Source organism: Variovorax paradoxus EPS, assembly GCF_000184745.1.
GTDB lineage: Bacteria > Pseudomonadota > Gammaproteobacteria > Burkholderiales > Burkholderiaceae_C > Variovorax > Variovorax paradoxus_C.
Map to the genome: position 1 here is coordinate 5,011,819 of NC_014931.1, position 22,572 is coordinate 5,034,390.

General features: G+C 67.5%; 19 protein-coding genes and 1 other annotated feature. Of the genes, 12 read left to right on the plus strand and 7 right to left on the minus strand.

Going from position 1 to position 22,572, the window contains the following annotated elements:
• Position 1: 1 nt before the first annotated feature.
• From VARPA_RS22965 to nikR, 6 genes are all read left to right on the plus strand, one after another.
• A complete protein-coding gene (locus VARPA_RS22965; protein WP_013542974.1) occupies positions 2-832 on the plus strand; it encodes an urease accessory protein UreD in 831 nt (276 codons plus the stop codon).
• A gap of 141 nt (positions 833-973) precedes the next feature.
• Complete coding sequence (locus VARPA_RS22970) at positions 974-2,458, plus strand: DUF4331 domain-containing protein (protein ID WP_013542975.1); 1,485 nt, start codon at positions 974-976, stop codon at positions 2,456-2,458.
• Between the two features lie 10 nt (positions 2,459-2,468).
• The gene (locus VARPA_RS22975) at positions 2,469-2,768 is read left to right on the plus strand and encodes a hypothetical protein (RefSeq protein ID WP_013542976.1); all 300 of its coding nucleotides are present in this window, start codon (positions 2,469-2,471) and stop codon (positions 2,766-2,768) included.
• Between the two features lie 5 nt (positions 2,769-2,773).
• Positions 2,774-3,973 carry a tetratricopeptide repeat protein gene (locus VARPA_RS22980; protein ID WP_013542977.1) on the plus strand — a complete coding sequence of 400 codons (1,200 nt, stop codon included), beginning with the start codon at positions 2,774-2,776 and terminating at the stop codon, positions 3,971-3,973.
• Between the two features lie 10 nt (positions 3,974-3,983).
• Positions 3,984-5,147 carry a HupE/UreJ family protein gene (locus VARPA_RS22985; RefSeq protein ID WP_013542978.1) on the plus strand — a complete coding sequence of 388 codons (1,164 nt, stop codon included), beginning with the start codon at positions 3,984-3,986 and terminating at the stop codon, positions 5,145-5,147.
• Between the two features lie 59 nt (positions 5,148-5,206).
• Complete coding sequence (nikR, locus tag VARPA_RS22990; protein ID WP_013542979.1) at positions 5,207-5,677, plus strand: nickel-responsive transcriptional regulator NikR; 471 nt, start codon at positions 5,207-5,209, stop codon at positions 5,675-5,677.
• Between the two features lie 18 nt (positions 5,678-5,695).
• On the opposite strand, the gene VARPA_RS22995 is transcribed toward nikR, so the two are convergent.
• Together VARPA_RS22995 and VARPA_RS23000 are read right to left on the minus strand one after the other, a co-directional pair.
• Positions 5,696-7,783 (minus strand): TonB-dependent receptor, encoded by a 2,088-nt coding sequence (locus VARPA_RS22995; protein ID WP_013542980.1) that lies wholly within the window; start codon positions 7,781-7,783, stop codon positions 5,696-5,698.
• A 93-nt stretch (positions 7,784-7,876) separates the two neighbouring features.
• Entirely contained in the window at positions 7,877-8,755 is an 879-nt protein-coding gene (locus VARPA_RS23000; protein WP_013542981.1) for a LysR substrate-binding domain-containing protein, read from the minus strand.
• 106 nt (positions 8,756-8,861) lie between these two features.
• Here VARPA_RS23000 and VARPA_RS23005 point away from each other — a divergent pair, with 106 nt between their 5' ends.
• The 5 genes from VARPA_RS23005 to VARPA_RS23025 all read left to right on the plus strand — a co-directional run bounded on the left by VARPA_RS23005 (position 8,862) and on the right by VARPA_RS23025 (position 15,270).
• Positions 8,862-9,461, plus strand: coding sequence for a cysteine dioxygenase family protein (locus VARPA_RS23005; RefSeq protein WP_013542982.1), 600 nt, complete (start codon positions 8,862-8,864; stop codon positions 9,459-9,461).
• A gap of 83 nt (positions 9,462-9,544) precedes the next feature.
• Positions 9,545-11,119, plus strand: coding sequence for a rhodanese-like domain-containing protein (locus VARPA_RS23010; protein ID WP_013542983.1), 1,575 nt, complete (start codon positions 9,545-9,547; stop codon positions 11,117-11,119).
• 57 nt (positions 11,120-11,176) lie between these two features.
• On the plus strand, positions 11,177-12,187 hold the full coding sequence (locus tag VARPA_RS23015; RefSeq protein WP_013542984.1) for a Bug family tripartite tricarboxylate transporter substrate binding protein: 1,011 nt from the start codon (positions 11,177-11,179) through the stop codon (positions 12,185-12,187).
• Positions 12,188-12,228: 41 nt separating this feature from the next.
• On the plus strand, positions 12,229-13,437 hold the full coding sequence (metC, locus tag VARPA_RS23020; RefSeq protein ID WP_013542985.1) for a cystathionine beta-lyase: 1,209 nt from the start codon (positions 12,229-12,231) through the stop codon (positions 13,435-13,437).
• A gap of 177 nt (positions 13,438-13,614) precedes the next feature.
• Entirely contained in the window at positions 13,615-15,270 is a 1,656-nt protein-coding gene (locus VARPA_RS23025; RefSeq protein ID WP_013542986.1) for an ankyrin repeat domain-containing protein, read from the plus strand.
• Between the two features lie 43 nt (positions 15,271-15,313).
• Here the strand turns inward: VARPA_RS23025 and VARPA_RS23030 are convergent, their stop codons facing one another.
• From VARPA_RS23030 to VARPA_RS23055, 5 genes are all read right to left on the minus strand, one after another.
• A complete protein-coding gene (locus VARPA_RS23030) occupies positions 15,314-15,733 on the minus strand; it encodes a sel1 repeat family protein (RefSeq protein WP_013542987.1) in 420 nt (139 codons plus the stop codon).
• Positions 15,734-15,864: 131 nt separating this feature from the next.
• Entirely contained in the window at positions 15,865-17,136 is a 1,272-nt protein-coding gene (locus VARPA_RS23035; protein ID WP_013542988.1) for a glutamate carboxypeptidase, read from the minus strand.
• Positions 17,137-17,445: 309 nt separating this feature from the next.
• Positions 17,446-18,677, minus strand: a protein-coding gene (locus tag VARPA_RS23040; protein WP_416367497.1) for an IS3 family transposase whose coding sequence is annotated in 2 segments (ribosomal slippage) — positions 17,446-18,386 and positions 18,386-18,677 — 1,233 coding nt in all. Because the reading frame shifts where the segments join, the coding sequence is not laid out codon by codon here.
• Positions 18,283-18,399 (minus strand) — a sequence feature (AL1L pseudoknot). It overlaps the preceding gene by 117 nt.
• 556 nt (positions 18,678-19,233) lie before the next feature.
• Complete coding sequence (locus VARPA_RS23050) at positions 19,234-19,440, minus strand: YbdD/YjiX family protein (protein ID WP_013542989.1); 207 nt, start codon at positions 19,438-19,440, stop codon at positions 19,234-19,236.
• Positions 19,441-19,448: 8 nt separating this feature from the next.
• Positions 19,449-21,521, minus strand: a complete 2,073-nt coding sequence (locus VARPA_RS23055) for a carbon starvation CstA family protein (protein WP_013542990.1) — start codon at positions 21,519-21,521, stop codon at positions 19,449-19,451.
• Between the two features lie 197 nt (positions 21,522-21,718).
• Here VARPA_RS23055 and kdsA point away from each other — a divergent pair, with 197 nt between their 5' ends.
• On the plus strand, positions 21,719-22,564 hold the full coding sequence (gene kdsA, locus VARPA_RS23060; RefSeq protein WP_041943014.1) for a 3-deoxy-8-phosphooctulonate synthase: 846 nt from the start codon (positions 21,719-21,721) through the stop codon (positions 22,562-22,564).
• Positions 22,565-22,572: the final 8 nt, after the last annotated feature.

Below are 22,572 nucleotides of genomic sequence, written 5' to 3' on the forward strand. Positions count from 1 at the left end.
CATGCCCTGGCACGCCCGTCTCCACCTCGACTACCAACAAGAATCCGACCGCACCGTCGCCCGTTTCCGTCACGACGGGCCGCTGCGCATCCTGCAGAGCCTGTACCCCGAAGGCGATGCGATCTGCCACAACGTGCTGGTGCATCCGCCGGGTGGCTTGGTCGGGGGGGACACGCTCGACATCGACATCCAAGGGGCGGATGGCAGCCACGGGCTGATCACCACGCCAGGGGCCTCGCGCTTCTATCGCTCTGAAGGCGAGCTTGCGTTGCAACGCACGCGCATTCGACTGGGCAGGGGCGCGCGGCTTGAATGGCTGCCGCTGGAAGCCATTTGCTACAGCGGATGCCAGGCGGAGAACCGGCTGACGATCGAGGTCGAGCCGGGCGCCGAGATGATCGGATGGGATGTGACGGCGCTCGGATTGCCCAACGCCAACCAGCCGTTCGAACGAGGCAGCTATCTGCAGCACATCGAAGTGCCCGGGGTTTGGCTGGAGCGAGGACGTATCGATGCGGCGGATGAGCGGCTGCTGCGAAGCCCGCTGGGTTTTGGCGGGCACAAGTGCATTGCATCGCTGTTCTTCGTGTCGGGCTCGCCGGCGACACGGGCGCGGCGCGAAGCGCTGCTGGCGCATGCGCGCAGATTGCTTGAAGCACACGAGCTGTTCGACAGCGCCGGTGCGACCAGCCCGCATGCGGAAGTTGTTGTGCTGCGTGTGCTGGCGCCTGTGGTGGAGCCTGCGATGCAGTTGCTGAGAGATGTTTGGCAGGCTTGGCGGGCCGAGTTGTGGCAATTGCCAGCAGCTACGCCGCGGATCTGGTCGACCTGAAGAACAGCAGCGCCGGGCGTATGACGCCACGCCCGTTTCGTATGAAATTCACGGGCCACCGTCCGACAAACCGTTCAGCCATTGCCTCCGTATTGGAGTTGGACTCCTTCCAACAACCGACTCCTACCGAGGGTGACAGCAATGAATTTCGTTCGAATTCCCCTGCATGCCTGCGTTCTCGCGGCGTGCACGATGACGGCATCCGGCGCTTTTGCCTCCAGCCACCGTGAGGCGCCATCGATCGCCGGCACGCCGAAGGTGGACGCCACCGACTTCTACATGTTCCGCAGCTACGAGACCGGCCGCCAGGACTACGTCACCCTCATCGCGAACTACCAGCCCGACCAGAGCCCGTACGGCGGCCCGAACTACTTCGCGATGGACCCGAACGCGCTCTACGAGATCCACCTGGACACCGACGGCGATGCGGTCGAGAACATCACCTTCCAGTTCCGCTTCAAGAACACGCTGCGCGACATTCAGCTGCCCATCGCCGGCAAGCAGGTCTCCATTCCGCTGGTGCAAGCCGGTGGCATCACCGGTCCGAACCAGGCCACCAGCAACCTGCGCGAGACCTTCACGCTGAACATCGTGCGCGGCGACCGCCGCACCGGCGTGAGCGAGGCCGTCACCGCGGCCGGTGGCGTCAAGGAATTCGACAAGCCGACCGACAACATCGGCGACAAGACCTTCGGCGGCCCCACGGGCTATGCCGCCTATGCGGCCCAGCATCTCTACAACGTCAACATCCCGGGCTGCGCGGCACCGGGCCGCGTGTTCGTCGGGCAGCGCAAGGACCCGTTCAGCGTGGCTCTGGGCCAGGTCTTCGACCTGATCAACCTGAACCCGCTCGGTACGCCGAACGGCAACCCCGACGCACTCGCCGGCAAGAACGTCACCACCATGGCGCTCGAAGTGCCGATCGCGTGCGTCACCACCGCCGGCAAGCCGATCATCGGCGGCTGGACCACCGCAAGCGTGCGCCAGGGCCAGCTCGTCGCGAGCCCGCCCAAGCGCGGCCACGGCACCACGACGCTGGCGGGTGGCGCATGGGCGCAGGTCTCGCGCCTGGGCATGCCCCTGGTCAACGAGGTCGTCATCGGCCTGAAGGACAAGGACCGCTTCAACAGCTCCAAGCCGAAGGACGACGGGCAGTTCGCCGACTACGTGACCAACCCGACGCTGCCCGCGCTCGTGCAGACGCTGTTCCCCTCGGCGCCAGCGCCGACGAACTTCCCGCGCACCGACCTCGTGGCCGCGTTCCTGACGGGCGTCGAGGGCGTCAACAAGCCCGCGAACGTGACCGCCTCCGAAATGCTGCGCCTGAACACCGGCATCGCCCCGACGCCGAAGGCCACCCAGAACAACCTGGGCGTGCTGGGCAACGACCTGGCCGGCTTCCCGAACGGCCGCCGCCCGGGCGACGACGTGGTCGATGCGGAACTCCGCGTGGCCATGGGCGTGCTGTGCGTGGCCACCGGCGCCTCCGACACGCTGAAGGTCGGCTGCAAGCCGTCCGACGCGCCCGCGGGCTCGGCGGCGATCACCGACGGCGCGATGCAAAGCGCGGCGCAGTTTCCGGAAACCTTCCCCTACCTGAACACGCCGCTGCCTGGCGCTCAATAAAGAGAACGTCATGACAACGAACAAGTTCTATCGCGTCGCCGGCCCGCTCCTGGTCGCCGCGATCCTCGCGGGTTGCGGTGGTGGTGGCGGCGGCGGCGGGGGTTTCAGCTTCTATCCGTTCCCGCCCGCCGGAGGGGGACAACCGCCGACGACGACGCCGCCGCCGCAAGCGGATGCGTACGACACCTTCATTGCCTACGTCAAGGCGCTGGTGACGGGAGGCGGCCTCGACACGGTCGAGCCCGCCGACGTGGCGATGTTCGATCCGCCGCCCACCTCGGAGACCAAGGACCCCGTTTCCACCGAGTGAAGACGATGCGCCGGCGTCCGCCCACACGGCATGCCTTGCAGGCGGGCGCCGTCTCCCTCTTCGTCGCCCTCCTGATGGCCGCGGCGACGACCTGCGTCGGCGCCGCGCCCCGCGTTCCCACCGACGACAACGAGGTCGTGGAATCGCTGCCCGCCGTCGCCGGATGGTCGCGGGAGGCGCGCACGCTGCGCCGCGAACTCCAGCAACGGCCCACGGACGTGACCGTGGCCATCACCGCGGCCACTCGCTACCTCGAGCTCGCTCGCTCGCAGGGCGACGCGCGCTACGCGGGCCATGCCATGGGCGCCCTCGCCCACTGGGCCGCCCTGCCGCCCCGAGAGGCGCCACCGGCCGTGCTGGTGATGCGCGCCACCATCGCGCAGTTCCTGCACGACTTCGATGGCGCCGAGGCGCTGCTGAAAGTCGCGCTTACCCGGCAACCGTCCAATGCACAGGCCTGGATCACGCTGGCCACCATCTACCGCGTGCGCGGCCGCTACGACGAATCGGACGCGGCCTGCCGCGCGCTCGGCCGCGTTGGGCCGGCGCTCTACGCGCTCGCGTGCATCGCGGAAAACGCCGGCCTGCGAGGCAACCACGACGAGGCGCGAAGCACCTTGAAGAAGCTGCTGGACGACCCGCAACTCCAGGCCCACGAACAGGCCGGCACGCGCCAGTGGCTGCTCACGAGCCTGGCCGAGATCGAGGAGCTCGCCGGCCGCCCCGCCGAGGCCGACGCCACCTATCGCCGCGCGCTGCAGGCCGAGCGCTCGGGTTATCTGCTGCTCGCCTACAGCGACTACCTGCAGCGCGCCGGCCGGCCCAAGGAGATCCCCGCGCTGCTGGGGACGGAAGCACGCAGCGATGCAGTGCTGCTGCGCATGGCCATCGCCGCGCGCGGTCTCGACGGCGCACGCGCGGACGCGGACGAACTCAAGGCCCGCTTCGGCGCGGCCGCCGAGCGGCCCGGCACCACCGCGGTTCATGCGCGCGAGGAAGCGATGTTCGCGCTGGATGTCGAAGGCAATGCAAAGCGCGCGCTCGACCTCGCCAGGCTCAACGTGAAGCTGCAACGCGAACCGATCGATCTGCTGCTGTTCGCCCGCGCCGCCGTCGCGGCGAAGGACGAGCCGGCGCGCGCCGAAGTCAAGGCCCTGGTGCGGCAGACCGGCTTGCGCGATGCACGTGTCGATGCGCTGCTTTGAACGCCACGCCATGACCTCGCGCAGCTTTCGTTCCTTGCCGGCCTCGCTGTTTTTCTGGATGCTCGCCTTGCTCACCTTGCTCGCGCTTCCGGCGCATGCGCACAAGGCCAGCGACGCCTACCTTCAGCTCTCGCGCGACGGCGACCGCATCGACCTGCGCTGGGACATCGCGCTGCGCGACCTCGATGCAGTGCTCGACCTGGACGCCAATGCCGACCAGAAACTGTCCTGGGGCGAAGTACGCACCCGCCTGGACGACATCAAGGCCTATGCGCTGGGGCGGCTGCGGCTTCAGGGTGGCCAATGCGCGCCTGCCGAAACCCAGGCGCCTGCCATCGAGAACCGCATCGACGGCGCCTACCTCGTGCTGCAGATGCGCGCACCGTGCGGCGCGGCCGATCCATTGTCCGTCGAGTACCGTCTCTTCCAGGACGTGGACCCGACGCACCGCGGCCTGCTGCGCGCGGAAACCAGAGGCGCCGCCGCGCCGCTGCTGCCGCGCTCGCTGGACCCATCGGCCGGCCCCGTCTCCATCGAATGGGCTGACACCCAAGGTGCCGCACCTCCGGCCAGCTTCTTTCGCGACGGCATCCACCACATCCTGATCGGCTACGACCACATCCTGTTTCTGATCTGCCTCCTGCTGCCCGCCGTGCTCAAGCGTCAGGGCGGCGGCTGGACGCCCGTGCGTGCATGGAAGGACGCCGCGCTGCCCATGCTCGGCATCGTGACGATGTTCACCATCGCGCACTCGATCACGCTGGCGCTCGCGGGGCTGAAGATCGTGACGATCTCGCCGCGCATCATCGAGCCCGCGATCGCGCTCACCATCATCGTGGCGGCGCTCGACAACATCTGGCCCGTGCTGCGCGGGCGCCGCAAGCTCTTCAGCTTCCTGTTCGGCCTGATCCATGGCTTCGGCTTCGCGGGCGCCCTGGGCGAACTCGAACTGCCGACGCGGCAGTTCGTGCTCGCGCTGCTTCAGTTCAACCTGGGGGTGGAAGCCGGCCAACTGGCGGTGGTGGCCGTGGCGCTCGTCGTGCTGCTGGGATTGCGCAACTGGCGGCGGTATCCGCCACTGGTGCTGCACGGCGGTTCAGCCGCCGCGGTGGCCCTCGCCACGGTGTGGCTGTGCGAACGCGTGCTCGACGTGAAGGTGCTGCCGTTCTCCTGAGGAAGCACGCGCGCTGAATCCGGCGGGCGGTAGGTCGCGTACCTGTTGGCATACCGCCGATGAACCGCTTCACCATTTCCCTCGACGAGCAACTCGCAAGGCAGTTCGAGATGCTCATTGCGCAGAAGCGCTACTCGAGCCGTTCCGAGGCTGTGCGCGACCTGATCCGCTACGGGCTCGGTCGCGCGGGGCTCAGGGGCATGCAGTTCGACGCCGTCGTGTCGTCATGCATCGCGAACGTCAGCTATGTGTACGACACACGCGAGCTCGCGCTGGCCGCGCGGCTCCTGGCGCTGCGCCATGCGCACCATGGCATGGCCGTCGCGTGCCATCAGACGCCGCTGGATCACGGCAGCTGCATGGAGTGCGTGGTGCTGCGCGGTCCGGTAGCAGCCGTGCACGATGTGGCGGACCAGCTGATGTCGCTGCGCGGCGTTCGCCATGGCCACGCGAACGTGGTGGCGCTGACGGACGACGCGACACCGCATGCACCGGCACATCCGCATTCGCACCTCACGCCGTTGAACTGACGCCCGACCGCTCAGCGTTCAGAAAGTCCACCGCGCGCTGACGCGCGCGCTGCGCGGCTCCATCGGATGCACATGCCGGCCGTCGATGCCTTCGCCGCAGGCACCGCTGGCGATCTCTCCCGCGGTGCACGAAGCGTAGGCGTATTCGATGTCGTTGCCCTTCTTGCCCGCGACGTTGAAGACGTCCAGGCCCAGCGTGAGCCGCGGGTTGACGGCGTAGCGGACGCCCAGGTTGAGCAGCGTCGCGGCCTTCGAGCGCTCGATGTTGCGCGAGTCGAGCGCGCGCGGGCCCAGGTAGCGCAGCCGCAGCGACGTGGTGAGCGGGCCTTGCGTGTACGTGACCCCGGCGGCAAACACCTTCTCGACCGCGTTGTCGATGTAGTTGCCTTCGCCTTCGGGCGCGAGGCCCTTGAAGCGCGCGCGCGAGACCGCGCCGTCGAGCTCCACGCGCCAGGCGTCGGCCAGCTTCCAGCGCAACGTCGCCTCGATGCCGCGGCGGCTGCTGGCGCGTCCGGGCTCGGTGGTGCCGGCGTCGCCGACGTACACGAGTTCGGAATCCAGCTTGAGCTGCCACAGCGCCACCGTCGCCGTGAAGTTCTCGTCGGGTTGAAAGCGCCAGCCCAGCTCCGCACCGCGTCCCTTGACGAGCGCCGGCACGCGATCGGCGGCCGCGCCGCTCGCAGGGTCGACGGCGATGGTCGCGCCGCGCACGTCGTTGCTGTGAAAGCCGACGCCGGCGTTCAGGTAGAGCTCGTGCTGCGGCGTCAGCGCGAAGGCGAGGCCGGCCTTGGGACTCGCGATCGAATCACGGCCCCTGCCGCTGTTGACCGCGCCGTACACGGGCTCGCGCCCGTCCACGCGGTAGCGCAGCATGTCGCCGCGCACGCCCGCGTAGCCGCGCAGCCGGTCGGTGAAATACACGAGCTGCTGGCCGTACACGGAGAACAGGTCCTGCGAGACCTTGTCGTTGCGCACCGTCGAGAGCCGCTCGCGCGCCTGCGTGTCGTAGAGGCCCACCTCCGAAATCCGGTCGCCGCGCCAGCTCGCACCGAAGCTCAGCACACCGTCCAGCCCGCCGAACTTCGTCGGCATCGTGCGGGCCGCCTGCGCGCCGAAGATGCGCCGGCGGTCGGTTTGCTCGAACTGGTCGCCGTTGACCGGGTTGTTCAGGAAATAGGTGAAGTCGGAGAACAGGCCGAAGCGGTAGGCAATCGCATAGGCGCTGATCGTCGTCTCGCCTTCGGGTCCCTTGTCGAACCATTTGCCAGACAGGCTCACGCGCTCGGTGGTGCCCCCGTCGGTGGGGTTGAGCGAGCCGAAGCGCGAGAGCTGCCCGCTGTCGATCAGGCGCTCGGGCACCTGGTCGGTCGAGGTCCACCGGCTCTTGTAGGCCATGCCGGTGACGCTGAATCCGCGCGTGGGCGAGCCTTGCGAGTAGCGCGCCACGGCGCTCACCTTGCGCAAGTTCTCCGGCACGTCCCAGGGCCCGTTGTTGCCCTCGATCTCGATGGCGCCCAGCCAGGTCTGGTCCTCGCGGGTCTGCGAGCCCGCGGCCAGCAGGCGCTTGAAGTTGTTGGCGCCGAGCGTGAGTTCGGCAAAGGGCGCATCGAGCACGCTGAAGTAGTCGAGCGACGCACTGCCCGCGAGCGAGAAGTCGCCGCTCTCGGCGAAGTACGGCCCCTTGCGGTAGCGCACGCCCGACACGAGTTCGGGAATCAGGAAGTTCAGGTCGGCATAGCCCTGGCCGTGTCCGTGCGTGGGCATGTTCACCGGCATGCCGTCGACCGTGACGGCGAAATCGGTGCCGTGGTCGAGGTTGAAACCGCGCAGGAAGTACTGGTTGGCCTTGCCGTCGCCCGAGTGCTGCGTAGCGACCACGCCCGGCACCGCTTCGACGATGTCGCCGGGCCGCAGCTTGGGCCGCGTCTGGAACGACTCGCGCTCTACCGCGCCTTCGCTGGCGCTGTCCGCCACACCGATGGAGGCATCGCGCGGACCGACGATCTCGATGGCAGGCAGGTGGGTCTGCTGGGCGGACGCTGCGGCGCTGCCCAGGAGCGCGCCAAGCAGCCAGGGCTTCGAACCCAGGCCAGAGGGAAATTTCATGAACACCTTTGTCTCGAAACCGATGGGATTTTTCGCACACCCATCAGTTACGCAAAGAAGGGGCCGGCGGATTCGGCACCGACGCAAACGCCGTCAGGCCGGCATGTCCGTCCGCGGCAACCGCAGGTGTTTCTTCAACGTCTCGAACACCTGCCGCGTGACCGGGTTCACCACATGGCTGCGCACATACAGGTAGTACGCAAGGTCAGGCAGCCGCGGCATCCCGTCACCCGCGCCCAGCACGCGCAATCCCGCATCCAACTGCTCCACGCCTCGCGCCGTCACACCGAGCCCCGCCCGCAGCGCCGCCTTGATGCCGATCAGGCTCGACGACGTGTACCGCGGTGTCCACGCCACGCCCGCGGCATCCAGCGCCTCGTGCCCGATGCGCCGGAAGATGCTCGGCCCGTCCGCCATGATGAGCGGCACCGGCTTCGTGGGGTCGTGCACATAGCCGGCCGCGCACAGCCACACGGTGGGCGAGTTGCGCAGCACCACGCCCTCGAATTGCGACTGCGGATCGGCGCGGTTGGAAATGATCATGTCGACCTCGCCGCTCTTGAGCGAGGTCATGAGGTAGGGACTGCGGCCTATGTGGATGTCCAGCTGCAGCAGCGGCGAGGTGCGCGCCATCTCCGTCAGCAACAGCGGCAGCATGGTCTCGGCCACGTCGTGCGGCGCGCCGATGCGCAGGTTGCCTTCGAGTTGGCCTTGCCGCAGGCTGCGCAATGCCTCGTCGTTGAGCGCGAGCATGTGGTGCGCATAGCTCAGCAGCCGTTCGCCGTGCTCGGTCAGCCGCTTCTGGCGGCCTTGCTTCGCGAAGAGCGGATGGCCGATCTGTTCTTCGAGCCGCTGCATCTGCTGCGTGATCGCCGATTGCGTACGCCCCAGGTGCACGGCGGCCGCCGCAAAGCTGTGATGGCTGACAACGGCCGCGAACGAGCGCAGCAGTTCGAGATCGAGCGTGGGCATACATTAATTTTATTGATGTGTTTCTTCTGCTGCTTGGATTGTTGCGTCACGCCGCCGTCACTACAGTGAATGCACACGAAACAGGCAACCCCACTGGAGAAACCGCATGAGCACCCCATCCGAGCAACGCCGCCAAGCGGTCGAGGCATCGATCGCCGAAATGAAGAAAGCCATCGGCGGCGCTGAACCAACCCGCGAAAAACTCGATGCGGTGCTCGGTTCGCTGCAAAGCCTGGCCGCCCACACCGAGTACTGGGGCGCCGCCGACTTTCCGCCGCCCGAAGCCGGCGAGCACCAGGCCCGCTACCTGATCGCCGAAGACCCGGACCAGAGCTACGCGCTCTACCTGAACGTGATGCGCCCGGGCAAGAAGATCGTGCCGCACAACCACACGACCTGGGCCTGCATCGCGGCCGTCGAAGGCACCGAGCACAACCGCGTATATGTGCGCATCGACGACGGCTCCGTGCCGGGCGTCGGCAAGCTCGAAGAGACGGCGCTGGTCGTCGTCGCGCCTGGCGAACAGGGACGAGGCATCGCACTGATGCCTGAAGACATCCACTCGGTCGAGATCCAGGGCGAGCAGATCATTCGCCACCTGCACATGTACGGCCGCGCGCTCGAGACGCTGAACCAGCGCACCGCGTACGACATGGCTGCAGGCACCTACCAGACGATGGGCATCGGCGTGCAGACACGCCGCTAGGCCTCTTCTTCCTTCTTCGCTTCACCTTCTTTCATGCGAGGCGCTCGCCTTGCAGGACCTCGTTCGTCCCAACGACTTGCCTCATGACTTCTCACATCGACCCGAAGACCCTCAAATCCTGGCTGCACGACGGCGGCGAGATCGCACTGCTCGACGTGCGCGAGCACGGCCAGTACGGCGAGGCGCACCTGTTCTACGGCATCCCGCTGCCCTTCAGCCGGCTCGAGATCGACGCACCGCGCCTCGTGCCGCGCCGCAGCGTGCGGGTGGTCGCATATGACGATGGCGAATCCGATGTGGCCCTGCGCGCGGCCGAACGGCTGGCCACGCTGGGCTACACCGATGTGCATGTGCTGCAAGGCGGCGCGCCCGCGTGGAAGGCCGCGGGCTACGTGCTCTTCGCGGGCGTCAACCTGCCCTCCAAGACCTTCGGCGAACTGGCCGAGGAGACGTACCACACGCCGCGCGTCAGCGCCGACCAGCTGGCCGAGATGCTGGCGCGCAAGGACAAGGTCGTGGTGCTCGACGGCCGCCCCGTCAGCGAGTTCCACAAGATGAACATCCCCGGCGCCACCTGCTGCCCCAACGGCGAACTGCCCTACCGCGTGCGGCAGCTCGTGCCCGACACGACCATACCCATCGTCATCAACTGCGCGGGCCGCACGCGCAGCATCATCGGCGCGCAGACGCTCATCAACCTCGGGCTGCCGAACCCGGTCTACGCGCTGGAGAACGGCACGCAGGGCTGGTACCTGAACGACCACACGCTCGAACACGGCGGCACGCAGCGTTATGCGGCCGACAGCGGCAACACCGACCTGCGCCCCGCCGCGAAGGCGCTGGCCGAGCGCTTCGATGTGCCCACGGTGACGGCGAAGACAGTGCGGCAATGGGCAGCGGAAACGAATCGCACCCTGTTCCTCTGCGACGTGCGCACGCCCGAGGAGTTCGCGGCCGGCAGCCTGCCCGGCGCGCAGCACACGCCCGGCGGCCAGTTGATGCAGGCCGGCGACCAGTACTTCGGCGTGCGCGGTGCGCGGCTTGTGCTGATCGACAACGACGGCGTGCGTGCGCCCACTATCGCGAGCTGGCTGCGGCAGATGGGGCACGACGCGAGCGTGCTCGAAGGCGGGCTCGCGAGCGGGCTCTCGCTCGCGCCCGCAGCCGCGTCGACTGCCCCCGAATTGAAGACGATCGATGCGCAAACGCTGTCTGCGCGGCTCGCGCAAAACGACGTCGCGTTGATCGACTTGCGCGGCAGCATGCAATTTCGCGCGGGTCACATCCCGCAGGCGCGCTGGTCGATTCGTCCGCGCCTTGCCGAAGACGTGCAGGGCGAGACGCGACAGATCGTGCTGGTCGCCGACGACACCGCGCTCGCCGCATGGGCCGCCGCGTCCGAACTCGCCGATCACGCCCCGCTCCTGTTCGAAGGCGGCATGGCCGCATGGCGAGCCGCCGGACTGCCAGTCGAAGCCACGCCCGCGTTGCCCGCCGACAGCGACTGCATCGACTACCTCTTCTTCGTGCACGACCGGCACGACGGCAACAAGGAGGCCGCGCGCCGCTACCTCGCGTGGGAGACAGGCCTTGTCGCGCAGCTCGATGCGCGGGAGCGCGCCGCTTTCAGGCTGCCCTCGGCCGCCTCGCACACCTAGCCACCGCTTTCTCCATTTCCGCTCGTCGTTGTCCGTTCCTATTTCAGGAGTCCTGCCATGTCGTCTGCCTTCCGCGTTCCGCATCTCGCTCGTCTCGCCCTTGCCGCCACGTGGCTCGCGGCGCTGGCCCTGCAGCCCGCATCGGCCGATCCGCTGCCCGCGCGCAACGGCTTCCCGACGCAGACAGTGAAGTTCATCTCGCCCTTCCCGCCCGGCGGCGGCAACGACGCGACCGCGCGGCTGGTCACCACGCGCCTGCCGGAAATCATGGGACAGGCCGCGGTGGTCGACAACCGCGGCGGCGCCGGCGGGAACATCGGCGCCAAGACGGTGGCCGAGTCAAAACCCGACGGCTACACGGTGCTCACCTCGCAGGTGTCGATCATGGCGGTGAACCCCACGCTCTACGCCTCGGCCGGGTTCGATCCGGTGAAGAACTTCATCCCGATCACGCAGATCAACGCAGCGCCGCTCGCGCTCGTGGTCGACGCCAACTCGGCGCTCAAGAGCTTTGCCGACCTCGCCACCAAGGCCAAGGCGAAGCCCGGCAAGGTGACCTACGCGACGCCGGGCAACGGCACGCTCTCGCACCTCGTGGGCGTGGTGCTCGCCAAGGACAACGGCATCGATATGACCCACGTGCCCTACAAGGGCGCCGGCCCCGCGCTGACCGACCTGCTCGGCGGGCAGGTCGATGTGCTCGTGACTTCCACCGCCTCGGTCGCGGGCCTGGTGCAGAACGGCAAGCTGCGCGTGCTCGCCGTGACCAGCCCGCGCCGCATCGGCGTGTTCGCCAAGTCGCCGACCCTCGAAGAGCTGGGCTATGCCGGCGCGCGCTTCGAAGACTGGTACGGCTTCTTCGCACCGGCCGGCACGCCGCCCGAGCGCGTGGCGTATTTGAACGAAGCCATCGTGCGCACGCTGCGCTTGCCCGAGGTGACCAAGCTGGTGAACGATGGCGGCAGCGAAGTGGTGGCCAACTCGTCGGAGGCCTTCGCCGCGCAGCTGAAACTGGACATCGACCGCTGGTCCCGCATCGTCAAGCTCTCCGGTGCGAAGGCGGATTGACGCACCATAGAGGCTTGGCCCACGCTCGATAGAACACCACCATGTCCGACTCGCACAAAGAAGACCCCGCGGCCCAGGCCCTCGATACCCGGCTCACGCGCACCGGCAAATCCCCAGCTTATTTCGGCGGCACGCCCGTCAACACGCCCCTGGTGCGTGCCAGCACCGTGCTGTTCGACAGCGTCGCCGCAATGCGCGACACCCGCGCACGCCGCGATGAAGAGCGCGCCTTCAGCTACGGCGCGCGCGGCACGCCCACCACCTTCGCGCTCGAAGACGCGGTGAGCGAGCTCGAAGGCGCCTACCGCACGCGGCTCTTTCCGACCGGGCTCGCGGCCATCGGCATGGTGCTGCTGTCGTACCTGAAGCCGGGCGACCACGTGCTGATGTCCGACAGCGTGTATGAGCCGACGCGCAACCTCGTGCATTCGTTCCTCGAGCCGTATGGCATTCGCAGCAGCTTCTTCGCGGCGGATGGAAGCGGTATCGAGGACCTCTTCGAGCCCACCACGCGGCTCGTGTATGCCGAGTGCCCCGGCTCGCTGGTCTACGAGATGTGCGACCTGCCCAAGCTCGCCGCGCTCGCGCATGCACGCGGCGCCCTGCTCGCGGCCGACAACACCTGGGGTTCGGGCGTGCAATACCGGCCGCTCGCGCTCGGCGCGGACATTTCCACCATGGCCGCCACCAAGTACCTCTCGGGCCACTCCGACGTGATGATGGGCACCGTCGCCACCACGCGCGAAGCGTGGCAGCCGCTCAACGAACGCTGCGACGCTTTCGGCATGACCGTGAGCCCCGACGACGCCTGGCTGGTGCTGCGCGGCATGCGCACGCTCTCCGCGCGGCTGCAGATGCACGAGCGGCACGCGCTCGAAGTGGCGCACTGGCTCGAAGCGCGGTCCGAGGTCGCGACGGTGTTCTGCCCCGCTCTACCGCAGCACCCGGGCCATGACATCTGGAAGCGCGATTGCAGCGGCACCAACGGACTGATCTCGTTCGAGTTCAAGCCGGGCACGGAGAACGCGGCGGTCGAGCGCTTCGTTGATGCGCTTGAGCTCTTCGGCCGCGGCTCGTCATGGGGCGGCTACGAAAGCCTCGTGGCGTGGACCAACATGCGCGCCGCACGCAGTGTGACCGACTGGAGCCCGCGCGGCGCCGTCGTGCGGCTGCACATCGGCCTGGAAGCGCCAGCCGACCTGACGGCCGACCTGGCACGCGGATTCGCGGCGCTGGCCGGTTCGCGTTGACCCTCTTGCGCCTCATGCCCTAACATCGCCCCCGCGGTGCAAGCCGCGCCCGGGCCCGCGGGAAGGGTTGAACCCACTTGCTTTCGCATGCTGCCGCGCGCTCGCGCGGCGCCATTCACCAGCTCCTTTGTGCAGCCGGATTTGCGGGTCGTCGGCGCTTCATGCACGGAGGTTCATGTGAAACGCATTCCCGCTCGGCCCGATCTCGGGCATCTCAAGAAGCAAGCCAAAGAGCTGCTTGCCAGCTACCGCCGCGGCGACCCCGCCGCCTTCTCCCGGTTCCGCGACGCCCTCCCTGCCGCCGCCCGCAAAGACGACCCCGCCATTGCAGCGCTCGGCCTGCGCCTGCACGATGCGCAGTCGTGCCTCGCGCGCGAGTACGGCTTCATGTCGTGGGTCGATCTGCAGGGCTTCGTGCTTGCCCGCATCGCGCAGGCGAACGACCCGGCGCGCGCAGTGCTGCTCTGGCTGCGCGCCGCGTATGCGGGCGAGATCTCGGGCGGCAACAACCTGGCCCGTCCCGCGGTGGCCGCGCGCCTGCTCGAAGAGAGCCCGGGCCTCCTGGGCGATGACCCGTACCTCGCCTGCGCCATCGGCGATGCCGACGTGCTGCGCCAGGCGATCGCACGCGATCCTGAATGGGTCCGACGCGCAGGCGGTCCGCTGCTGCTGCCGCCGCTCAATGCCGTCGCGTACTCCAGCCTGGTGCAGTTGCCGGCCTTTCGCGAGCGCCTGCGCACCTGCGCGAAGCTGCTGCTCGACGCTGGCGCCGATCCGAACCAGACCATCGGCAGCCGCTGGCCGCCCGCATCGCTCGCTGCGCCGTCCGAAACAGACCGCCTGTCCGCGCTGTACGGCGCAGCGGGACAGAACCGCGATGTGGACATCACGCGGCTGCTGCTGGACGCCGGTGCCGACCCGAACGACGGCGAATCGCTCTATCACTCGGTCGAAGAACCCGCCTGCACGCGCCTGCTGCTGAAGGCCGGTGCGCGTGTCGGCGGCACAAACGCGCTCTACCGCGTACTCGACCTCGACCAGCTCGAATCGCTGCAGCTGCTGCTCGCCCACGGCGGCGATCCGAACGAGGCCGCGCCCGGAGAACCCTCAAGCAGTTGGGGACGGCCGCTGCTGTGGGCCATCCGGCGGCGGCGCTCGGCCGCGCACATCGAGGCGCTGCTGGATGCCGGTGCCGATGCGTCGGCGCGCACGCCCGAGGGCATCGATGCGCACACGCTGGCGTTGCGCTTCGGCCTCACGGACGTGGCGCGATTGCTCGCGCAGCGAATCGGCGGCGATGCGCAGTTGCCGCTCGATGAGGAGTTCGTTGCCGCGTGCGCGCGCGGCGATGAGCCCACCGCACGGCGCCTCCAGCAAGAACATCCAAAGGTGCTTTCCACGTTGTCCCCCGCGCAGCTGCGCCTGCTCCCCGAGCTCGCCGCGCAGCCGGGCTGCGGCGCGGCCGTGCAGCTCATGGTCGAGCTCGGCTGGCCGATCGCCACGACTGGCGGCGACTTGGACGGCTCCGCGCTGAACCAGGCGGTGTTCCGCGGCGATGCGGCGCTCGCACGCTTCCTGCTCGCGCACGGCGCCGCATGGACTGAGCGACACGGCTTCGGCGACAACGTCCGCGGCTCGCTGTCGTGGGCCTCGCTCAACCAGCCCACCGACGACGGCGACTGGGTCGGCTGCGCCGAGGCGCTGGTCGCGCACGGCATGCCCACCGTGCAGCCCGACCCGGGCGGCTCGGACGGCGTGATCGTCGATGGACAACTCACGTGGTTCTCCGACGAGGTGACCGACTACCTGCTCAGCGCGTCAAGAGCGCCCTGAAGCGCAACGAGCGGGCCGCTCGTGCCCGCTCGCTTCACGTCAATCAATCGCAAGCGCTCACGCCCACCGGCGAATTGCGTAAGCGATTGAGAAACGTGAGTTGGACCTTCGCGGTTTCGCTCCCCTGCATCGCGGCCTGGCGCATCCACTGGCGCGCCTCGCAGCGATCGGCCCGCACCGACATGCCATAGAGCACCGGTCCTGTGAGCAACACCATGCCGAGCATTTCCTGCGCTTCGGCATCGCCCTGCGTGGCGGCCTCGCGCAGTTGCACGAGCATCGTGCGGTAGTCGCGGGCGGTCTGGGCTTCGAGCGCAAGCTGGAAGCGCTGCGCCGCATGCAGTTCGAGGCTGCGGTCCGACGGGCCCGCCGCGGCGAACGCCGCCATGAGGCAGAGCACGCCCGAGAGAAAAATGCGCCAGCGCAGCGACCAGCTCGCGAGCTGGCTGAGTTCGGATGCCATCGACGTTCTCCTCATGTCATTGATGAGGAGCCATCGTGGCCTCGCGCGCGCCAAAAGAAAAACTGGAATTCGCGCAGGGCGCCTCAGCCGGCGACTGAGGCTGATCTGTCCGGTGGGTGCCTGGTGCGCGCTCAGTTGGCGCTCAGGTCCATCAGCATGCGCGACAGCAGGTAGACACGCGGCACCACGCTCTCGACCTCGGCGTATTCCTCCGGCGTGTGGATGCCGCCGCCCACGATGCCGAAGCCGTCGAGCACCGGCACGCCCACGCCGGCCACGAGGCTCGCATCGGCCGCGCCGCCGCTGCTCTCGATGGTGAGCTTCTTGCCGATCTCGGCGTAGATGCCTTCGGCCATCTTCACCAGCTTGTCCGATGCGGGCGAACGCGGCATCGGCGGCAGTCCGCGCACGAGGCGCACGCGCACTTCGGTCTCAGGGATCAGCTTGTTCTGCGAGATGCGCACCATGTCCTTCTCGACGCGGTCGAACTCCTCGGGCGTGGCCACGCGCACGTCGCCCTTGGCGCTCGCGCTCGCGGGAATCACGTTGGTCGCGCCATTGGCCGTGAGCACCGTGAAGTTGACCGTGGTCTTCTTCGCAGCGTCCGCCGTCTTGGAGAGCTGCAGCACCTGGTGCGCGACTTCCATCGCCGCGTTGCGGCCGGTTTCGGGCGCAACGCCCGCGTGCGCGGCCAGGCCCTTCACCTCGACGAGCGCGGTGGCCGAGCCCTTGCGCTCCACCACGAGGCCGTCGGCCGGGCGGCCCGGCTCCAGGTTCAGTGCCACGTCGTGCTGCTTGGCCACGCGCTCGATGAGCGCGGTGGTGCCCACCGAACCCATCTCCTCGTTCGTGTCGATGAGGAAGGTGATCTGCCCGTAGTCCTTGAAGCCGATCTTCTGCAGCACCTTGAGCGCCTGCAGACCGGCGACGACGCCGCCCTTGTTGTCCATCACGCCGGGGCCGTAGGCGCGGCCGTCCTTGATATAGAACGGCTTGGCTGCGGCGGTGCCGTCCTTGAACACGGTGTCGATGTGCGCGAGGATCAGGATCTTTTTCTTGCCCTGCCCCGTCAGCGTGGCGACCACGTTGGTGCCGGGGTGCGGGTCGGCCGGAAAGGTCTCGATGCGCGCGCCGAGCTGGCGAAGTTCCTCGACGGCCATCTCTCGCACCTTGTCGAGCCCCTCCGTGACGGTCGAGCCGGAGTCGATGTTGACCATGCGCTCCAGCAGCCTCAGCGCCTCGTCCTTCTGCTGCGTGGCCGCATCGAGCGCGCCCTGATGCGGCTTCTGGGCCATGGCGTTGCCGGCCGCGGCGAGCAATGCGCAGGCAAGCAGCGCGCTCTGGCAGGCGACGCGCATCGGCGCGGGGTTCTTGAAGGGGGATGGGCGCTTGGGAAAAGTCATGAGGTCCGTTTCTGTTGTTCGTTCGATGTGCGGCATCAGCCCGGCACGAAAAAGAAAGCCTGCTCCTTGCAGGCGGAGCAGGCTAGCACCCGCGCTCCGAGCGGGTCAAGCGAACAACAACAGGTGACTGAAGCCGTGTGCAAGGCTTCGACAGGCTCAGCCCGAACGGGGTTTGTGTATCGAGGGCTTGGGATTCAAGAACAGTCCGTTCACACTGAGCTTGTCGAAGTGCTGGCGCAAGGCTTCGACAGGCTCTGCCCGAATGGGGTTTGAATCGCCCCGGCTTTCATGGAGGCCGATTGGTTTAAGTCAAGCCGCCATCTTGGCGGTCTGACTGGCGAGTTGCCGGTAATAGTTTGCCTCAGCTTCTGCAGGCGGGATGTAGCCGATGGGTTCGAGCAGGCGATGGTGGTTGAACCAGGCCACCCACTCGAGCGTCGCGAACTCCACCGCCTCCTTGGTCTTCCACGGTGCTCGGCGATGGATCAACTCGGCCTTATAGAGGCCGTTGATCGTCTCGGCCAGGGCGTTGTCATAGGAGTCGCCTTTGCTTCCCACTGATGGCTCGATGCCAGCCTCTGCAAGCCGTTCGGTGTATCGGATGCTGACGTATTGCGACCCGCGATCGGAGTGACAAATCAAGCTGCCGTCGCGTTCGGGTTGACGGTCGTACAGCGCTTGCTCCAAAGCATCGAGCACGAAGTCCGTGCGCATCGAGTTGCTGACCCGCCAGCCCACGATGCGTCGGGCGAACACATCGATCACGAAGGCGACGTACAGCCAGCCCTGCCATGTCGACACGTACGTGAAATCCGAGACCCATAGCTGGTTCGGGCGCTGTGCTCGGAACTGCCGGTTGACACGATCCAGCGGGCATGGTGCTCTGGCATCGCTGATCGTGGTCTTCACCACCTTGCCGCGCATTACGCCTCTCAGCCCCAGGCGCCGCATCAGACGCTCGACTGTGCAGCGGGCCACAGCCGTGCCTTCGCGTGCCAGTTGCCTCCAGACCTTGTCGGCGCCATAGACCTGCATGTTGGCCTGCCAGACGCGCTGTATCGCCGGCATGAGGACATCGTCGCGGTGTGCTCTGGCGCAGCGCTTGTGCGGCTCACGCAGCAGCGCCGCGTGCCGCCGGTAGCCCGACGGGGCGACCTGCAAGACCTTGCAGATCGGCTCGACCCCGAAGGTGCCGCGATGCTTGTCGATGAAATCCCTCAGGACTTCAGCCGGCGGTCGAGCTCCGCCTGGGCGAAAAACGCGCTCGCCAGCTTCAGGATCTCGTTGGCTCGGCGCAGCTCCTTGACCTCGCGTTCGAGCTCCTTCATCCGCTGGGCCTCGCTGGTCGTCACGCCTTCTCGAACGCCGTTGTCGACCTCGTCGCGCTTGACCCATTCGTTCAGCGTCTGCGGCACACAGCCGATCTTCGGTGCGATCGACTCGACTGCCGCCCACAGCGACGGGTACTCCCCGCGGTGCTCCTGCACCATCCTCACCGCGCGCTCACGCACCTCGGGTGAAAACTTGTTCGACTTCTTCATGGCTCAATCCTCTCAGAGTGTTGAGCCTCCACAAAAGCCGGGGCGATTCAGTTTGTGTATCGAGGGCTTGGGATTCAAGAACAGTCCGTTCACACTGAGCTTGTCGAAGTGCTGGCGCAAGGCTTCGACAGGCTCTGCCCGAATGGGGTTTGTGTATCGAGGGCTTGGGATTCAAGAACAGTCCGTTCACACTGAGCTTGTCGAAGTGCTGGCGCAAGGCTTCGACAGGCTCAGCCCGAACGGGGTTTGTGTATCGAGGGCTTGGGATTCAAGAACAGTCCGTTCACACTGAGCTTGTCGAAGTGCTGGCGCAAGGCTTCGACAAGCTCAGCCCGAATGGGGTTTGTGTATCGAGGGCTTGGGATTCAAGAACAGTCCGTTCACACTGAGCTTGTCGAAGTGCTGGCGCAAGGCTTCGACAGGCTCAGCCCGAACGGGGTTTGTGTATCGAGGGCTTGGGATTCAAGAACAGTCCGTTCACACTGAGCTTGTCGAAGTGCTGGCGCAAGGCTTCGACAAGCTCAGCCCGAACGGATGGGTCGCACAACTGATGCGCCTAGCAGCAACGCCCCTTGCCCGCCCCATAGCGCGCCTCCAGTCGCTCGCGGAAGAAGGCCTCGTAGCTCATCGGCGGCCGGTCCGGATGCGTGGCCGCCATGTGGGTCAGGTAGGCGTCGTAGTCGGGCAAGCCGACCATCAGCCGCAGCGACTGCTTGAGCGAGCGGGCGAAGTAGCGCCCGGCTTCCGGCAATGCGAGGGCCATGGGCGTGCTCAGTGCGCCGCCGCAGCCGATGCGCCGGCCGGCTCGAACGGCGTCTCCTGCGTCGTCGGCCGGTTGGCCGCGCGCGCCGCGAGACAGGCCTTGATGCTGTAGACCAGCACGCTCAGCACCACGAACATGAAGAGCGCGCACAGCGCCGCGTCGAGCCGGTCGTTGAAGACGATGCGCGACATCGCCTCGGGCGTCTTCGCCGGCGCCACGAGCACGCCGTTGGCGAGGCCCTCGGTGTATTTGGCCGCGTGCGAGAGGAAGCCGATCTTCGGGTCGGCCGAGAAGATCTTCTGCCAGCCCGCCGTGAGCGTGCAGGCCAGCAGCCACACGGCCGGCGCGATGGCCACCCACGCATAGCGCTCGCGCTTCATGCGGAACAGCACCACCACGCCGAGCAGCAGCGCGACGGCCGCAAGCATCTGGTTGGAGATGCCGAAGAGCGGCCACAGCGTGTTGATGCCGCCCAGCGGATCGACCACGCCCTGGTAGAGGAAGTAACCCCAGGCCGCGACGCACAGCGCCGTCGCCACGAGGTTGGCCGGCAGCGAATCGGTGCGCTTGAGCGCGGGCACGAAGCTGCCCAGCAAGTCCTGCAGCATGAAGCGGCCAGCGCGCGTGCCGGCGTCCACCGCGGTGAGGATGAAGAGCGCCTCGAACAGAATCGCGAAGTGGTACCAGAAAGCCATCATGGCCTGGCCGCCGATCACCTGGTGAAGGATGTGCGCCATGCCCACGGCCAGCGTCGGCGCGCCGCCTGCACGGCCGAGGATCGTGGTCTCGCCCACGTCCTTGGCGGTCTGCAGCAGCATCTCTGGCGTGACCACGAAGCCCCAACTCGAGATGGTCTGCGCCGCCTGCTGCGCGGTGCTGCCGACCAGCGCTGCCGGGCTGTTCATCGCGAAGTAGATGCCCGGCTCGATGCACGAGGCCGCCACCAGCGCCATCACCGCGACGAACGATTCGGCCAGCATGCCGCCGTAGCCGATGAAGCGCGCATGGCGCTCGTTGTCGAGCATCTTGGGCGTGGTGCCCGAGGAGATGAGCGCATGAAAGCCCGACACCGCACCGCAGGCGATGGTGATGAAGAGGAACGGGAACAAGCTGCCCGACCACACCGGCCCGCCGCCCTGCGCGAACTGCGTGATGGCCGGCATCTGCATTGTCGGCATCACGAAAACGATGCCGATGGCCAGCGCGATGATCGTGCCGATCTTCAGGAAGGTCGAGAGGTAGTCGCGCGGCGCGAGCAGCAGCCACACCGGCAGGCTCGCGGCGATGAAGCCGTAGCCCACGAGCATCCAGGTGAGCGCCTTGCCGTCGAAGGTGAAGAGCGGCGCCCATTCGGCGCTTTGGCTCACGGCCTGCCCGCCGAAGATGGCGAGCATCAGCAGCACGAAGCCGATCAGCGACACCTCGCCGATGCGCCCCGGGCGGATGTAGCGCAGGTAGATGCCCATGAAGAGCGCCACCGGAATCGTCGCGGCCACCGTGAAGGTGCCCCACGGCGATTCGGCCAGTGCTTTCACCACGATCAGCGCCAGCACCGCCAGGATGATGATCATGATCATGAAGGTGCCGAAGAGCGCGATCATCCCGGGCACCACGCCCATCTCCTGCTTGACGAGGTCGCCCAGCGAACGGCCGTCGCGCCGCGTGGAGATGAAGAGAATGATGAAGTCCTGCACCGCGCCGGCGAACACCACGCCCGCCAGCACCCACAGCAATCCGGGCAGGTAGCCCATCTGCGCCGCGAGCACCGGCCCCACCAGCGGGCCCGCGCCCGCGATGGCCGCGAAGTGGTGGCCGAACAGCACGTTCTTGTCGGTCGGCACATAGTCCAGGCCGTCGTTGTGGCGGTGCGAGGGCGTCTTGCGGTTGCCGTCCAGGCCCAGCACCTTGTCGGCGATGAAGAGGCTGTAGTAGCGGTAGGCGATCAGGTAGGTGCAGATCGCGGCCGCCACCACCCAGAGGGCGTTGACGCTTTCACCACGGGTCAGGGCCACGGTGCCGAGCGCGAACGCGCCGACGACGGCCACGACCAGCCACACCAGGTGGCGGCGGAGGGTTTGCATGCGGATGTCTCCTCGATATTGGAACCCGGGAGTCTTGCCGCAAGGGCGCGCGTTGGCATCCGTCGGACCGCGTGGGCGGGCCGCGTGGCACTGCGTAATGGAAAACCCGAGGAAAACCCGAGGTGCGCACGGGCCCGGCCGGATCGCCCGTCCCCGCGGGGCGCGAGAATGCCGCCACGTATCCGGAGAACTCCCTCATGTCCACCGTCACCATCCATCCCCAGATCAACGTTCGCAACGACGGCGCCTTCGTGCTGTTCGGCGGCGTCAACGTCCTCGAGTCACGCGACCTGGCCCTGCGCACCGCGGCCGAATTCGTGCGCGTTGCCGGCAAGCTGGGCATTCCCTATGTCTTCAAGGGCAGCTTCGACAAGGCCAACCGCTCGTCGATCCATTCGTACCGCGGCCCTGGCCTGGACGAAGGCCTGAAGATCCTGCAGGAGGTCAAGACCGAATTCGGCGTGCCGCTGCTGACCGACGTGCACGAGCCCTGGCAGGCGGCCCCGGTCGCCGAGGTGGTCGACGTGCTGCAACTGCCGGCCTTCCTCGCGCGGCAAACCGACCTGGTGGTGGCGCTCGCCAAGACCGGCCGCGTCATCAACATCAAGAAGCCGCAGTTCCTGAGCCCGTCGCAGGTGCTGAACATCGTCGAGAAGTTCAAGGAAGCCGGCAACGAACAGATCATCCTGTGCGACCGCGGCACCTGCTTCGGCTACGACAACCTGGTGGTCGACATGCTGGGCTTCGGCGTCATGAAGAAGGTGACGCAAGACCTGCCGGTGATCTTCGACGTGACCCATGCGCTGCAGCAGCGCGAGGCCGGCGCCGCCGCTTCCGGCGGCCGGCGGGAGCAACTGGTGGACCTGGCGCGTGCCGGCATGGCCGTCGGCCTGGCCGGTCTTTTTCTCGAAGCCCATCCGGACCCGGCCGAGGCCAAGTGTGACGGCCCGAGCGCGCTGCCGCTGGCACAGCTGGAGCCGCTGCTGACGCAGCTCAAGGCACTGGACGATCTGGTGAAGTCGTTCCCGGCGCTGAATATCTAGTTCAGAAG